Raw genomic sequence first — 14,388 nt, 5'->3', positions numbered from 1 at the left:
CCCGCCGAAGTCGTTCGACGTCGAGACAAGACGGCACCCCGGCCGGCGGGGTCAGCCGACGGAGGCGCGCTCGGCCCCGTCGCGGACGGTCGCCATCGCCCGGCGGTAGTGCTCGACGAGTTCTCCGCCGAGGGCCTCCCACGTGCGTCCGACGACCGCGCGCCTCCCTGCCTCGCCGAAGCGCGCCCGGAGGTCGTCCGAGTCGACCAGCGCCCGCACGCCCCGCCGCAGCGAGTGGTCGTGGCGCGGGTCGAAGAGGAACCCGTCGACGCCGTGGCGCACCAGGTCGAGGGGCCCGCCGGCGGCCGGGGCCACGACCGGCAGTCCGCTCGCGTGGGCCTCCTGCACGGTCTGTCCGAAGGTCTCGGTCGACCCGGTGTGCACGAAGACGTCCAGCGCGGCGTACGCGTCGGCGAGGTGCTCCCCGTGCAGCGGCCCCGTGAAGACCGGGTCGAGGTGTCGCAGGCGCCGGCGGAGGGCCGGCAGCGACGGACCGCCGCCCACGACGACGAGTCGGGCCCCGCGCAGGGGCCGCAGGGCGGCGAGCCGCTCGACCTGCTTCTCGGGCGCCAGGCGTCCCACGTAGCCCACGAGCACCTGCCCGGGTGCTCCCCACGACTCACGCAGTGAGCGGACGGCCCCTCCCGACTTCCGGTTGGGGTGGAAGAGGGCCGAGTCGACCCCGCGACCCCACGTCTCGAGTCGTCGGACGCCCGCCGTCTCGAGGTCCCGCAGGGAGGCGCGCGAGGGGACCAGCGTCGTCGTCGCCTGGTCGTGGATGCGGCGCACGAGCCGCCAGGCGACGGCCGAGCCGAGACCGAGGCCGTTCGTCCCCGCGTACCGGGCGACGTCGGTCTGGAACACGGCGACCGAGGGCACGCCGAGGCGGGCGGCGGCGGCGATGGCCTGGGCTCCGAGCAGGAACGGCGAGGCGACGTGGACGACGTCCGGCCGGAACGCGGCGATGGCGGCCGCGACCTGCGGGTTCGGCAGCCCCACGGGGAACTGCCGGTAGGCGACCGAGGGCACCCGGTGCACCGGGAAGCCCGCGTAGCTCGTCGTGCCCCGACCGGCCGGCGCGACGACGAGGGCCTCGTGCCCGTGTCGAGCCAGGTGGTCGAGCACGCGCAGCACGCTGGTGGTGACCCCGTTGACGGTGGGCAGGAAGCTCTCGGTCACGACTGCGACTCGCATCGGTCCTCCTCGGACTGCTCGTGGTGCGAGCATCACCGGCGACGGTGGCGGGAGGGGAGCGGCGGAATGGAGGAGGGGCGTCGATAAGGTGAACGCATGACGATCCAGGAAAGCCTCGACCGGTTCTACAGCATCATCCCCGCCGGTGGCATCGGGTCGCGTCTGTGGCCGCTCAGCCGTGCCGACGCGCCGAAGTTCTTGCACGACCTGACCGGCAGCGGTTCGACGTTGCTCCGGGGCACCTGGGACCGCCTGGCCCCGCTGAACGGCGACCAGCGCATCATGGTCGTCACCGGTCGGGCGCACCGGGCCGCCGTCGAGTCGCAGCTGCCGGGCCTCGCCGACCACAACGTCGTCCTCGAGAGCGAGCCGAAGGACAGCACCGCCGCGATCGGCCTCGCCGCGGCGGTCCTCCGCCGCCGCGAGCCGGACGTGATCATCGGGTCGTTCGCCGCCGACCACGTCATCGCCGACACCCGCGGCTTCGCCCGGGCCGTCCGCGAGGCCATCGTCGCGGCGGACGAGGGCTACATCGCCACCATCGGCATCACCCCCACCGAACCCGCCATCGGGTTCGGCTACATCCACGTCGGCGCGCCCCTGCACATCGAGGGGGCCCCCAGCGCGCGGACGGTCGAGTCGTTCGTCGAGAAGCCCGACCTCGAGACGGCCGAGCGGTACGTCTCGGGCGGCGACTACCTCTGGAACGGCGGCATGTTCATCGCACGCGCCGACCGCCTGCTCGAGCAACTGGGTGAGACGAGCCCCGAGCTGCTGGCCGGCATCGAGGAGCTGGCCGAGGCGTGGGACACCCCGAGGCGCGGTGCCGTGGTCGACAAGGTCTGGCCGGGGCTGCAGAAGATCGCCATCGACTACACCGTGGCCGAGCCGGCCGCGGCCTCCGGCCGCCTGGCCGTCGTGCCGGGCGACTTCGACTGGGACGACGTCGGCGACTTCGCCTCCATCGCGAAGCTGCACGCCGGCGGACGCAAGAGCGACCTGGCCATCCTCGGTGAGAACGCCCGCGTGCTCGCGGACAGCTCGAGCGGCATCGTCGTGGCGAACAGCGGACGCCTCATCTCGCTCATCGGGGTGAACGACATCATCGTCGTCGACACCCCCGACGCCCTGCTCGTCACCACGACGGCCAACGCCCAGCGGGTGAAGGGCGTCGTCGACGCCCTCAAGCTCAGCGGCCGCAGCGACGTCCTCTGACCGGTCGCGTCGGGCGTCGGGGGGCCGTCGAGGTTTCGCGTTCGTTACGTCGTGGTCGCGACTGTGTAACGCCTCGGCATCACTAGCACCCCGCGGTCATCGGCGCCCGTCACAGTAGGTAACCTGTCAGCCATACCCACCCGGCGCGCCTCGTGCCGGGCTGCACCCTGGAGGACAACTTGACTACAACTGCGCGCAAGGCCGTGCTCAGCGGCCTCGCCCTGGCGAGCACCGCCGTCATCCTGGCCGGCTGTGCCTCGGCCCCCGAGAGCGGCTCTGGCTCGACCAGCGGCGCCTCGAGCGACTTCGTCCCTTGCATGGTCTCCGACGCCGGCGGCTTCGACGACAAGTCGTTCAACCAGCTCGGCTACGAGGGCCTCAACGAGGCGGCCGACACCATCGGTGCCACCCCGAAGACCGTCGAGTCCGCCGACGAGACCGTCTACGACGCCAACCTGTCGAACCTCGCCGACCAGGGCTGCAACCTGATCGTCACGGTCGGCTTCGCGCTCGCCGACGCCACGAAGGCCGCTGCCGAGGCGAACCCGAACATCGACTACGCCACGATCGACGACGCGTCCATCACGGCCGACAACGTCCAGCCCATCACGTTCAACACCTCCGAGGCCGCGTTCCTCGCGGGCTACGCGGCGGCAAGCTACTCGAAGACCGGCGTGGTCGGCACCTTCGGCGGCATGCAGTTCCCGACCGTCACGATCTTCATGGACGGCTTCGCCGACGGCGTGAAGTACTACAACGAGCAGAAGGGCGAGGACGTCAAGGTCGTCGGCTGGGACGTCGCCTCGCAGAACGGCACCTTCACCGGTGGCTTCGAGGCCGGCACCACGGCCAAGCAGAGCGCCCAGACGCTGATCGACCAGAACGCAGACGTCATCCTGCCGGTCGGTGGCCCGATCTACCAGAGCGCCGCCGAGGCGATCCGCGACTCCGGCAAGGACGTCGTCCTGGTCGGTGCCGACAGCGACACCTACGAGACCGACAGCGCCAACAAGGACCTCTTCCTCACCTCGGTGCTGAAGGGCATCAAGCAGGCGACCGACGCGGTCGTCACGCAGGCCAGCGAGGACAAGTTCTCGAGCACCCCGTACGTGGGCACCCTCGAGAACGACGGCGTCGGCATCGCGCCCTTCCACGACTACGCCGACAAGGTCGACAGCGGCCTGCAGGACGAGCTCGACACGATCAAGGCCGGCATCATCGACGGTTCGATCACGGTCGAGTCGCCGTCGGCCCTGACGAGCTGACGAACGCACCTCCCGTCATCGATTAGCATCGACTGACCCAGGGCCGGGAGCGACGGTCACCCCGTCGCTCCCGGCCCTGTCCACGCCCGTGGGCGGGCCGCCCGATCCGGCACCGCCCGCCCTCCACCCGATTGCCTAGACCCGAGGTGTCCACCTGAGATGAAGCTCGAACTGCGGGGCATCACCAAGCGATTCGGCGCCCTGACCGCCAACGACCACATCAGCCTGACCGTCGAGCCCGGCGAGATCCACTGCCTCCTCGGCGAGAACGGGGCCGGCAAGTCCACGCTGATGAACGTGCTCTACGGCCTGTACCAGGCCGACGAGGGCGAGATCCTGCTCGACGACGCCGTCCAGCACTTCTCGGGCCCCGGCGACGCCATGAACGCGGGCATCGGCATGGTGCACCAGCACTTCATGCTCGTCCCCGTCTTCACGGTCGCCGAGAACGTCATGCTCGGCCACGAAGAGACCAGGGCCGGCGGACGGCTCGACCTCGCCGCGGCCCGCGCGAAGGTGCGCGAGATCAGCGGTCGGTTCGGGTTCGACATCGACCCCGACGCCCTCGTCGAAGAGCTGCCGGTCGGCGTGCAGCAGCGGGTCGAGATCATCAAGGCCCTCTCGCGCGACGCCAAGGTGCTCGTCTTCGACGAGCCGACGGCCGTGCTGACCCCGCAGGAGACCGACGAGCTGATGGTCATCATGCGCCAGCTCCGCGACGCGGGCACCGCGATCGTCTTCATCACCCACAAGCTCCGCGAGGTCCGCGAGGTCGCCACGCGCATCACCGTGATCCGCCTCGGCAAGGTCGTCGGCGAGGCCGAGCCGAGCGCCTCGAACGCCGAGCTCGCCTCGCTCATGGTCGGCCGTGCCGTCGAGCTGACCGTCCAGAAGGCGCCGGCCGAGGCCGGCGAGGCCGCCCTCGTCGTCGAGAACCTGCGGGTCGTCGACCCCATCGGGCAGGTCGTCGTCGACGACGTCTCGTTCGAGGTCCGCCGCGGCGAGATCCTCGCCATCGCCGGGGTCCAGGGCAACGGCCAGACCGAGCTGACCGAGGCGATCCTCGGCCTGCAGCCCCGCGTCGAGGGCCGGGTCGCGCTCGACGGACGCGACATCACGGGCCGCAGCGTCCGCCAGGTGCTCGACGCCGGCGTCGGCTTCGTCCCCGAGGACCGCAACCAGGACGGCCTCGTCGGCGAGTTCACCGTCGCCGAGAACCTCATGCTCGACCGTTCGCAGTCGGGCCCGTTCGTGCGGCGCGGGTCGCTCAAGCTGTCCGAGCTGGCGGCGTTCGCGGTCGCCAAGGTGAAGGAGTTCGACATCCGCACCCAGGGCATCACCACCCCGGCCGGTCGCCTCTCGGGAGGCAACCAGCAGAAGGTCGTCCTGGCGCGCGAGCTCAGCCGCGACCTCCGGCTCTTCGTCGCGGCGCAACCCACCCGCGGCATCGACGTGGGTTCGATCGAGTTCGTGCACAAGCGCATCGTCGAGACCCGCGACCAGGGCGTGCCCGTCATCGTCGTCTCGACCGAGCTCGACGAGGTCGCCGCCCTCGCGGACCGCATCGCGGTGATGTACCGCGGCACCATCGTCGGCATCGTGCCGGCGGACACCCCCCGCGACGTGCTGGGGCTCATGATGGCCGGCGAGATGCCGCAGGGAACGGAGCAGGCAGCGTGACCGACGCCACGACCACCACGCAGGGGCCGGGCACGCCACCCGCCCCGTCGTCACCGGAGTCGACCGAGGGACGCGGCTCGCGCCTCCTGCGAGAGATCACGACCGGCAACGCCGCCATCTCGGTGCTCGCCGTCGTGCTCGCGCTCGTCGTCTCGGGCCTGTTGATCGGGTTCACCGACACGACCGTCCAGGGCACGCTGGGCTACTTCTTCTCGCGTCCGGCCGACTTCTTCCAGGCGTTCTGGACGTCGGTCGGCGGGTCGTACTCGTCGCTGTTCCAGGGCGCGATCTACAACTTCCGGGTCGACGGCTTCGCGGCGGGCATCCGCCCCCTGACCGAGACGCTCAACTACGCCGTGCCCCTGATCGCCGCCGGCCTCGGCGTCGCCGTGGCTTTCCGCGTCGGCCTGTTCAACATCGGCGCCCGCGGTCAGATGCTCATGGCGTCGGCTGCCGCCGGGTGGGTGGGCTTCTCGTTCCACCTGCCCCTGGCCGTGCACCTGCCGCTCGCCCTCGCGGCCGGCATCGCCGCGGGTGCGCTCTGGGGCGGCATCGTCGGTCTGCTGAAGGCCCGCACCGGCGCCCACGAGGTGATCCTCACGATCATGCTCAACTACATCGCCTTCTACCTGCTGGCCTTCATGCTGCGGACCCAGGGCCTGCTGCAGGCCCCGGGCAGCGCGAACCCGAAGTCGCCCGCGACGCTCGACACGGCGATCCTGCCCGACCTGTTCGGTTCGCGGTACAACCTCAACTGGGGCTTCGTGCTGGTCATCGTCATCACCGCGGTCGTCTGGTGGTTGATCAACCGGTCGACGCTGGGCTTCCGGTTCCGGGCCGTGGGCGAGAACCCGCACGCCGCGCGCACGGCGGGCATGAACGTCAAGAACATCTACCTCTACGCGATGCTCATCTCGGGCGCCCTGGCGGGCGTCGCGGGTTCGACGCAGGTGCTCGGCACGCTGACCAGCGGCTTCACCTCGGGCATCGACGCGGGCATCGGCTTCGACGCCATCACCGTGGCGTTGCTCGGTCGGTCACGGCCCTGGGGTGTGTTCGGCGCCGGCGTCCTGTTCGGCGCGCTCAAGGCCGGTGGGTACTCCATGCAGGCCGCGAACGGCGTGCCGATCGACATCGTGCTCGTCGTGCAGTCCCTCATCGTGTTGTTCGTGGCCGCGCCCCCGCTGGTCCGAGCGATCTTCCGTCTGCCGGCCCCGGGCGTCCGCCCGGTGCGCAAGGCCTCGACCAAGGAGGCGGTGGTCACCAAGTGAGCACGCTCACCCCCGACACCGCGGTCCCCGCCGCGCCGTCGCCCGACCTGGCCCGGGCCTCGACCCGCAGCCTCAAGGCCCCGATCGCCTTCGCGATCTTCACCGTCGTCGCGGCGGTGCTGTTCGTCGGCCTGGCCCGTGACGGCGAGAGCACCTTCCGGCTCTCGACCGCCACGGACTTCTTCGCCCTGCCCGACGCCGTCCTCCCGTCGACCGTCACCGGGGTCGTGCTCACGGTGCTGCTGGCCGTGATCACCGTCGTCGCGGTCCTCCGGGCCGTGCGCTACGAGAAGGTGCCGATCTGGCTGGTCGCCGTCTTCGGCGTGCTCTTCCTGCTGGGCTTCCTCACGTGGGCGAGCGCCGGCCAGACGATCCCGGTGCCGGGTCTGCTGCTCGGTGCCCTGGCGCTCAGCACGCCGCTCATCTTCGGCGCCCTCGGCGGCGTGATCAGCGAGCGCGTGGGCGTCGTCAACGTGGCGATCGAGGGTCAGCTGCTGGCCGGCGCCTTCGTCTCGGCGACGATCGCCTCGGCGACCGGGTCGGCCTACGTCGGCCTGGTCGGCGCCATGATCGCCGGCGTGCTCGTGTCGATGGTCCTCGCCGTCTTCAGCATCCGCTACATCGTCGACCAGGTCATCGTGGGCGTCGTCCTCAACGTGCTGGTGACCGGCCTGACGAGCTTCCTGTACTCGCAGGTGCTGTCGAAGTCCGACTCGCTCAACCGCGGCGTGCGCTTCCCGCAGCTCGACGTCCCCGTCCTCAGCCAGATCCCCATCGTCGGCCCGGTCTTCTTCCGTCAGACGATCATCGTGTACCTGATGTACGTCGCGATCGCGGTCGTCTTCTACGGTCTGTTCCGCACCCGTTGGGGGCTGCGCCTCCGGTCGGTCGGCGAGCACCCGCAGGCGGCCGACACGGTGGGCATCAAGGTCAACGCCACCCGGTTCTGGAACGTCTCGCTCGCCGGTGCCGTCGCCGGTCTCGGCGGCGCCTACTTCACCCTCGGCTCGCTCGGCAACTTCCAGAAGGAGATGACGGCGGGCGCGGGCTTCATCGCCCTGGCGGCCGTCATCTTCGGCCGGTGGGACCCCATCCGGGCCACGCTCGCCGCGCTGCTGTTCGGCTTCGCGAGCAACCTGCAGAACGTGCTCGGGGCCATCGGCTCGCCGGTGCCCAGCGAGTTCATGCTCATGCTGCCGTACGTCGTGACGATCTTCGCGGTCGCCGGCTTGGTCGGGCAGTCCCGGGGCCCGGCGGCCTCCGGCAAGCCCTACGTCAAGTCGTGACGGGCCGCAGCAGCGCGTCGGTCGTCGCCGAGACCGACTGGGACGCCCTCCGCGAGGCGGCCAGGGCCGCCATGCGCAAGGCCTACGTGCCGTACTCCCGCTTTCCGGTGGGCGCCGCCGCCGTCACCGACGACGGGCGGATCGTCTCGGGCTGCAACGTCGAGAACGCGTCGTACGGCATCACCCTGTGCGCCGAGTGCTCGCTCGTGTCCGACCTCGTGATGTCGGGTGGCGGCCGTCTGGTCGCCTTCGCCTGCGTCGACGGCAACGGCGGGGTGCTGATGCCCTGCGGTCGGTGCCGCCAACTGCTCTACGAACACTCCGACGAGGCCATGGTGCTCGACACCGTGTCGGGCTTCAAGACCATCGACGAGGTCATCCCCGACGCCTTCGGGCCGCGGCAACTCGAGGCGTACCGCGCCTCGCAGGGCTGACCCGCGCCTCCTCGTCCGTCCCGGACGCGACCTCGTGGTCGCGCCGCCGCACCACCGATCGCACCACCGCAAGGAGCCCCACCGTGACCCAGAACGCCGTCGAACCCTTCGACACCGTCGACCTCATCCGCGTCAAGCGCGGCGGGGGCGCCCTCGGCACCGAGCAGATCGACTGGCTGATCGACGCGTACACGCGGGGCTACGTCGCCGACGAGCAGATGTCGGCGTTGACGATGGCGATCTTCCTGAACGGCATGGAGCGTCGCGAGATCCGCGACATGACCATGGCGATGATCCGCTCGGGCGAGACGATGGACTTCACCGGGCTCGGCAAGACGACCGTCGACAAGCACTCGACCGGCGGGGTGGGCGACAAGATCACCCTGCCGCTCGCACCGCTGGTGGCCTCGTTCGGCGTCGCCGTCCCGCAGCTCTCTGGCCGCGGTCTCGGCCACACGGGCGGCACGCTCGACAAGCTCGAGTCGATCCCGGGCTGGCAGGCCTCGATCTCGAACGAGCGCATGCGCGAGATCATGGCCGACAGCGGAGCCGTGGTCTGCGCCGCGGGGTCCGGCCTCGCTCCCGCCGACGGCAAGCTCTACGCGCTGCGTGACATCACGGGCACGGTCGAGGCCATCCCGCTGATCGCGTCGTCGATCATGAGCAAGAAGATCGCCGAGGGCACCGCGGCCCTCGTGCTCGACGTCAAGTTCGGGTCGGGCGCCTTCATCCAGGACATCGAGCGGTCGCGCGAGCTGGCCCGCACGATGGTCGACCTCGGCACCGACGCCGGGGTCGCGACCACGGCCCTGCTGACCGACATGAACGTGCCGCTCGGCCTGACCATCGGCAACGCCCTCGAGGTGCGCGAATCGGTCGAGACCCTCGCCGGTGGCGGGCCCGCCGACATCCGCGAGCTGACCGTCGCGCTCGCCCGCGAGATGCTGACCCTCGCGGGTCGCCCGGACGCCGACGTCGAGGCCGCCCTCGACGACGGCCGCGCCATGGACGCCTGGAAGCGCATGATCCGCGCCCAGGGCGGCGACCCCGACGCCGCCCTGCCGACCGCCCGCGAGACGCACGTCGTCACCGCCTCGGGCACCGGCTACCTCACCGAGCAGCACGCGTTGCCGTTCGGCATCGGTGCCTGGCGCCTCGGTGCCGGTCGGGCCCGCAAGCAGGACCCGGTGCAGGCGGCCGCGGGCATCGAGCTGCACGCGAAGCCGGGCGACCGCGTCACCGAGGGCCAGCCCCTCTTCACGCTGCACACGGACGAGCCCGGCCGCTTCGAGCGTGCCCTCGAGGCCGTCGACGGCGCGTGGACGATCGGCGACGAGGCTCCGGCGGCGCGCACCATCGTCGCCGAGCGGATCGGCTGAGCGGGCTCGCCCGACGCACGTCCCACCGGCACCGCGCCTCCGTCCGGGAGGCGCGGTGCCGGTTCTCGTGGCGCACCCGCCCCTCTCGTGGCGCGCGTCCAGAGTCGTCGGCCGGACCGCTAGTAGGTTGGGGGCATGAGCGCTCCCGACAAGGACTACCGGCTGCCGAACGGGGGCCCGCGCCTCGCGGCCCTGCCCAAGGTGTCGTTGCACGACCACCTCGACGGGGGCCTCCGACCCGAGACGGTCGTCGAGCTGGCGCGCGAGGCCGGCGTCGAGCTGCCCGCCTCCGAGCCCGAAGGTCTTCGCCGGTGGTTCGTCGAGAACGCCGACTCCGGCAACCTGGTCGACTACCTCGCGACCTTCGAGCTGACCGTCGCCGTCATGCAGACCGCCGACCAGCTCACGCGCGTCGCCCACGAGTTCGTCCTCGACCTGGCGGCCGACGGGGTCGTCCACGCCGAGGTGCGCTGGGCCCCCGAACAGCACCAGCGTCAGGGGCTCACGCTCGACCAGGCCGTCGAGGCGGTCCAGGCGGGCTTCACGTCGGCCGTGAGCGCGCTCGCGTCCGACGGCCACCAGATCTCGGTGGGCCAGATCCTCAGCGCACTCCGTCACGGCGACCGGTCGCTCGAGATCGCCCAGCTCGCCGTCCGCCACCGCGAGTCGGGCGTGCTCGCCTTCGACATCGCCGGGCCCGAGGCCGGGCACCCCGCCGCCGACCACCGGGTCGCCTTCGACCTGCTGGCCCGCGAGTTCATGCCGGTCACCGTGCACGCGGGCGAGGCCGACGGTCTCGACAGCATCCGCGGTGCCCTCCTCGACGGGCGGGCGCTGCGCCTCGGGCACGGCGTCCGCATCGCCGAAGACATCCGCGTCGTCGCGAGCAAGGGTTCCGCGACCACGGTCGAGATCGGGCCCGTCGCGTCGTGGGTGCGCGACCGCGAGATCCCGCTCGAGCTGTCGCCGCAGTCGAACCTGCAGACCGGTGCGATCGCCGCCTGGGGCACCGACCTCGACGACCACCCCTTCGACCTGCTCTACCAGCTCGGCTACGGCGTCACGGTGAACACCGACAACCGCCTGATGAGCGACACCAGCCTGTGCAAAGAGCTCGCCCTGCTCAGCCAGGCCTTCGACTACGACCTCGACGACCACGAGACGTTCCAGCTCAACGCCGCGGCGTCGTGCTTCCTGCCCCTCGAAGAGCGCGAGGCGCTGGCCGACCGCATCACGGCCGGCTTCGAGGGGGCCTGAGCATGCCGCTTCCGCCGCTGCCCGACGAAGCCGTCGTCATCGGCGCACACGTCGCCGACTGGCGTGAGGCCGTCCACGTCGCCGGCCGCGCGCTCGTCGACTCCGGTGCCGCCCACGAGGGCTACGGCGACGAGATGGTCCGCATGATCGACGAGCACGGCCCCTACGTCGTCATCGCCCCGGGGCTGGTGCTCGCGCACGCGCGTCCCGGCGACGCCGTCGTGCGCGACGGCCTCGCGGTCGTCACCCTCGCCGAACCGGTGCCGTTCGGCCACCCCCACAACGACCCGGTCAGCGTCGTCCTCGGCCTGGCGATCGTCACCGTCGGGGGTCACCTCGAATCGATCGCCGACCTGGCCAACGTCTTCAACGAGGCGTCCGTCATCCCCGCCCTCGCAGCCGCCACCTCGGTCGACGAGGTGCGCCGGCTGATGGGCGTCCCCGCCTGATCCGCCCCCGACAGATCGAGACACCCCCATGAAGATCGTCACCATCTGCGGCGCCGGCATCGGCAGCAGCGGAATCCTCAAGGTCAACGCCGAGCGCGTCCTGGCCAAGCTCGACATCGAGGCCGACGTGGTCGCCGCCGACATCGGCTCGATTGCGTCCGTCGGCGACGACGCGCAGGTCATCCTCACCTCGGCCGAGTTCGTCGAGGCGATCGGCTCGACCTTCGCCGACGTCATCGTGATCCGCAACCATTTCGACCAGGCCGAGCTCACCGAGAAGCTGCAGAAGTCGCTCGGCTGAGTCCGCGACGTGACGGACCCCGGAGGCGCGACCTGCGGCTCCGGGGTCTCTCACGTCGTCGGGGCGGTCGCCGCCCCGGGCGTCAGGCCAGCAGCTCGCGCATGCCGGCGTCGAGGTCGGCCACGGCCGCCTCGGCGGCGGCCCGCCGGGCGACGGCGTCGCCCTCGGTGCTCGACGCGTCGATGTAGACCTTGAGCTTGGGCTCGGTGCCGCTCGGCCGGACGATGACCCGGGAGCCGTCGGTCAGCCAGTACCGCAGCACGTCGCCGGCGGGGAACGACCCGAACCCGTCGCGGAAGTCGTCGACGTGGTCGACCCGGTGCGAGCCGATGGTCGACGGGGGCTGCTGCCGCAGGCGCGACGTGAGGGCCGTGATGGTGGCGAGGTCGTCGACCCGGATCGAGATCTGCGACGACGCGTAGGCGCCGAAGCGCTCGTCGAAGGCGACGAGGTGCTCGGACAGGCTCGATCCCGCGGCGTGCAGCTCGGTCGCGAGGGCGAGCAGGTCGACGGCCGCCGAGATGCCGTCCTTGTCGCGGACGACGTCGGGATCGACGAGGTAGCCGAGCGCCTCCTCGTAGCCGTAGATCAGGCCGCCGACGCGCGACACCCACTTGAAGCCCGTCAGCGTGTCGACGTAGTCGAGACCGTGGACGCGGGCGATCTCGCGCAGGGCGGGGGACGAGACGATGCTGGCGGCGAGCGTCCCGTCACGGTCGTCGCGGCGGGCACGCTCGGCGGCGCGCCAGCCGAGCAACGAGCCGACCTCGTTGCCGCTGAGTCGACGCCAGCCACCGTCGACGGGGACGGCCACGGCGAGACGGTCGGCGTCGGGGTCGTTGGCGATGATCAGGTCCGCCCCGACGCGGTCGGCCGTCGCGAACGAGAGGTCCATCGCGCCGGGCTCCTCCGGGTTCGGGAACGCCACGGTGGGGAAGGCCGGGTCGGGGGCGCTCTGCTCGCTGACCGGGATGGGTTCGGCGAAGCCCGCGGTGGCGAACACCCGGCGGGCGACCTCCCACCCGACGCCGTGCATCGCCGTGTAGACGACGCGGGGCTGGCGGCCGGTCGAGGCCGTGCCGGCGACGGCGGCCGTCCGGCGGACGTACTCCATGACGAGGTCGTCACCCGCCTCGCGGTAGTCGTCCGAACGGGGCAGGTCGGTGACGGGGGACTGCGCGGCCGCCTCGATCTCGGCCGCGATCTCGCCGTCGACGGGCGACACGATCTGCGACCCGGCGTCGACGCCGCCGAGGTAGACCTTGTAGCCGTTGTCCTGCGGCGGGTTGTGGCTGGCCGTGACCATGACCCCGGCGCTGACGTCGAGGTGCCGCACGGCGAAGGCGAGCACCGGGGTCGGCAGGGCCCGGGGGAGGATGGTCGCGGCCACCCCGGCGGCCGCCATGATCTCGGCGGTGTCGCGGGCGAAGACGTCGGAGTTCTTGCGGCCGTCGTAGCCGATGACGATCGAGGGGTGCGACTCGCGACCCAGCAGGAAGGCGGCGAAGCCGGCCGCCGCCTGGGCGACGAGCACGCGGTTCATGCGGTTCGAGCCCGAGCCGAGCGCACCGCGGAGCCCGGCGGTGCCGAACTGCAGGCGACCCGCGAAGCGGTCGGCGAGCTCGGCGAGGGCCTCGTCGTCGGACGACGTCGCCCGGGTCACCAGGCGGTCGAGTTCGTCGCGGGTCTCGTCGTCGGGGTCCTGGTCGCGCCAGGCCGTGGCCGTGGCGAGCAACCCGTCGAGGTCGCCGGTCACCGGGCCGCTCACCGAGCCGCTCACAGGGCCGCCACGATCCGGGCGAGGAGGTCGCTGATCTTCGCCTCGGCGTCGCGGCCGGCCTCGAGCACCTCGGCGTGGCTGAGCGGGGTCTTCTGGATGCCCGCGGCGAGGTTCGTGATCAGCGACATGCCGAGCACCTCCATGCCGGCCTGGCGCGCGGCGATGGCCTCGAGCGCCGTCGACATGCCGACGATGTGGCCGCCGACGGCCTTGGCCATCTGCACCTCGGCCGGCGTCTCGTAGTGCGGCCCGCGGAACTGCGTGTAGACGCCCTCGTCGAGGTCGGGGTCGATGCTCCGGGCGACGTCACGCAGGCGCGACGAGTACAGGTCGGTCAGGTCGACGAAGGTCGCCCCCTCGAGCGGCGAATCGGCCGTGAGGTTGATGTGGTCGCTGATCAGCACGGGCGTGCCGGGCTTCCAGGTCTCCTTGATGCCGCCGGCGCCGTTCGTCAGGATCATCGTCGTGGCACCGGTCGCGGCGGCGGTGCGGACGCCGTGCACGACGCGGCGGACGCCGTGCCCCTCGTAGTAGTGCGTGCGGGCGCCCATGACGAGGGCGTGCTTGCCCGAGGGCAGGGCGATGCTGCGGATCGAGCTGGTGTGGCCGACGACGGCCGACGCGGCGAAGCCGGTGATCTCGGTCGCCGGGATCTCGGCCACGGTCTCGCCGATCAGGTCGGCGGCCTTGGCCCAACCGCTGCCCAGGGTCAGGGCGACGTCGTGGCGGGCGACGCCGGTCTTCTCGGCGATCTCGGCGGCGGCGGTCCGGGCGACCTCGAAGGGGTCGGCGGCGCGGTCGTCGAGCGGGTGCGTGGTGGTCTCAGACATGCCGTCCACTCTAGGGTCTGCCGACCCGCCACCCCGGTCGTGCCGGG

The 14,388-nt window shown here is 71.6% G+C and carries 13 protein-coding genes; 10 read left to right on the top strand and 3 right to left on the bottom strand.

The window, feature by feature from the left end:
- Nucleotides 1-51: 51 nt before the first annotated feature.
- A complete protein-coding gene (locus ABID81_RS01825; protein WP_354593132.1) occupies nt 52-1,194 on the bottom strand; it encodes a glycosyltransferase family 4 protein in 1,143 nt (380 codons plus the stop codon).
- Between the two features lie 96 nt (nt 1,195-1,290).
- Here ABID81_RS01825 and ABID81_RS01820 point away from each other — a divergent pair, with 96 nt between their 5' ends.
- The 10 genes from ABID81_RS01820 (at nt 1,291) to ABID81_RS01775 (ending at nt 11,731) form a co-directional block, all read left to right on the top strand.
- Nucleotides 1,291-2,409, top strand: coding sequence for a mannose-1-phosphate guanylyltransferase (locus ABID81_RS01820; RefSeq protein WP_354593131.1), 1,119 nt, complete (start codon nt 1,291-1,293; stop codon nt 2,407-2,409).
- Between the two features lie 179 nt (nt 2,410-2,588).
- Nucleotides 2,589-3,674, top strand: a complete 1,086-nt coding sequence (locus ABID81_RS01815; RefSeq protein WP_354593130.1) for a BMP family lipoprotein — start codon at nt 2,589-2,591, stop codon at nt 3,672-3,674.
- A 159-nt stretch (nt 3,675-3,833) separates the two neighbouring features.
- Nucleotides 3,834-5,354 carry an ABC transporter ATP-binding protein gene (locus tag ABID81_RS01810; protein WP_354593129.1) on the top strand — a complete coding sequence of 507 codons (1,521 nt, stop codon included), beginning with the start codon at nt 3,834-3,836 and terminating at the stop codon, nt 5,352-5,354.
- Nucleotides 5,351-6,625: an ABC transporter permease gene (locus ABID81_RS01805; protein ID WP_354593128.1), complete on the top strand. Its 1,275-nt coding sequence runs from the start codon at nt 5,351-5,353 to the stop codon at nt 6,623-6,625. Before ABID81_RS01810 ends, ABID81_RS01805 begins: the two co-directional genes overlap by 4 nt.
- A complete protein-coding gene (locus ABID81_RS01800) occupies nt 6,622-7,911 on the top strand; it encodes an ABC transporter permease (protein WP_488627343.1) in 1,290 nt (429 codons plus the stop codon). The genes ABID81_RS01805 and ABID81_RS01800 overlap by 4 nt, the downstream gene beginning before the upstream one ends.
- A complete protein-coding gene (locus ABID81_RS01795) occupies nt 7,908-8,345 on the top strand; it encodes a cytidine deaminase (RefSeq protein ID WP_354593127.1) in 438 nt (145 codons plus the stop codon). Before ABID81_RS01800 ends, ABID81_RS01795 begins: the two co-directional genes overlap by 4 nt.
- Nucleotides 8,346-8,428: 83 nt before the next feature.
- Nucleotides 8,429-9,724: a thymidine phosphorylase gene (locus ABID81_RS01790; protein WP_354593126.1), complete on the top strand. Its 1,296-nt coding sequence runs from the start codon at nt 8,429-8,431 to the stop codon at nt 9,722-9,724.
- Nucleotides 9,725-9,859: 135 nt separating this feature from the next.
- Nucleotides 9,860-10,981 carry an adenosine deaminase gene (locus tag ABID81_RS01785; protein WP_354593125.1) on the top strand — a complete coding sequence of 374 codons (1,122 nt, stop codon included), beginning with the start codon at nt 9,860-9,862 and terminating at the stop codon, nt 10,979-10,981.
- A gap of 2 nt (nt 10,982-10,983) precedes the next feature.
- The gene (locus ABID81_RS01780) at nt 10,984-11,430 is read left to right on the top strand and encodes a PTS sugar transporter subunit IIA (protein ID WP_354593124.1); all 447 of its coding nucleotides are present in this window, start codon (nt 10,984-10,986) and stop codon (nt 11,428-11,430) included.
- A gap of 28 nt (nt 11,431-11,458) precedes the next feature.
- Nucleotides 11,459-11,731: a PTS sugar transporter subunit IIB gene (locus ABID81_RS01775; RefSeq protein WP_354593123.1), complete on the top strand. Its 273-nt coding sequence runs from the start codon at nt 11,459-11,461 to the stop codon at nt 11,729-11,731.
- An 82-nt stretch (nt 11,732-11,813) separates the two neighbouring features.
- On the opposite strand, the gene ABID81_RS01770 is transcribed toward ABID81_RS01775, so the two are convergent.
- Together ABID81_RS01770 and ABID81_RS01765 are read right to left on the bottom strand one after the other, a co-directional pair.
- Complete coding sequence (locus tag ABID81_RS01770) at nt 11,814-13,511, bottom strand: phospho-sugar mutase (protein WP_354593122.1); 1,698 nt, start codon at nt 13,509-13,511, stop codon at nt 11,814-11,816.
- A complete protein-coding gene (locus ABID81_RS01765; RefSeq protein WP_354593121.1) occupies nt 13,508-14,341 on the bottom strand; it encodes a purine-nucleoside phosphorylase in 834 nt (277 codons plus the stop codon). The genes ABID81_RS01770 and ABID81_RS01765 overlap by 4 nt, the downstream gene beginning before the upstream one ends.
- Between the last annotated feature and the right edge of the window lie 47 nt (nt 14,342-14,388).

The sequence above is a fragment of the Frigoribacterium sp. PvP054 genome (assembly GCF_040547465.1).
Taxonomy (GTDB): Bacteria; Actinomycetota; Actinomycetes; order Actinomycetales; family Microbacteriaceae; genus Frigoribacterium.
The sequence above is the reverse complement of the archived record's forward strand: the minus strand, read 5'-3'. Positions and strand labels throughout refer to the sequence as shown.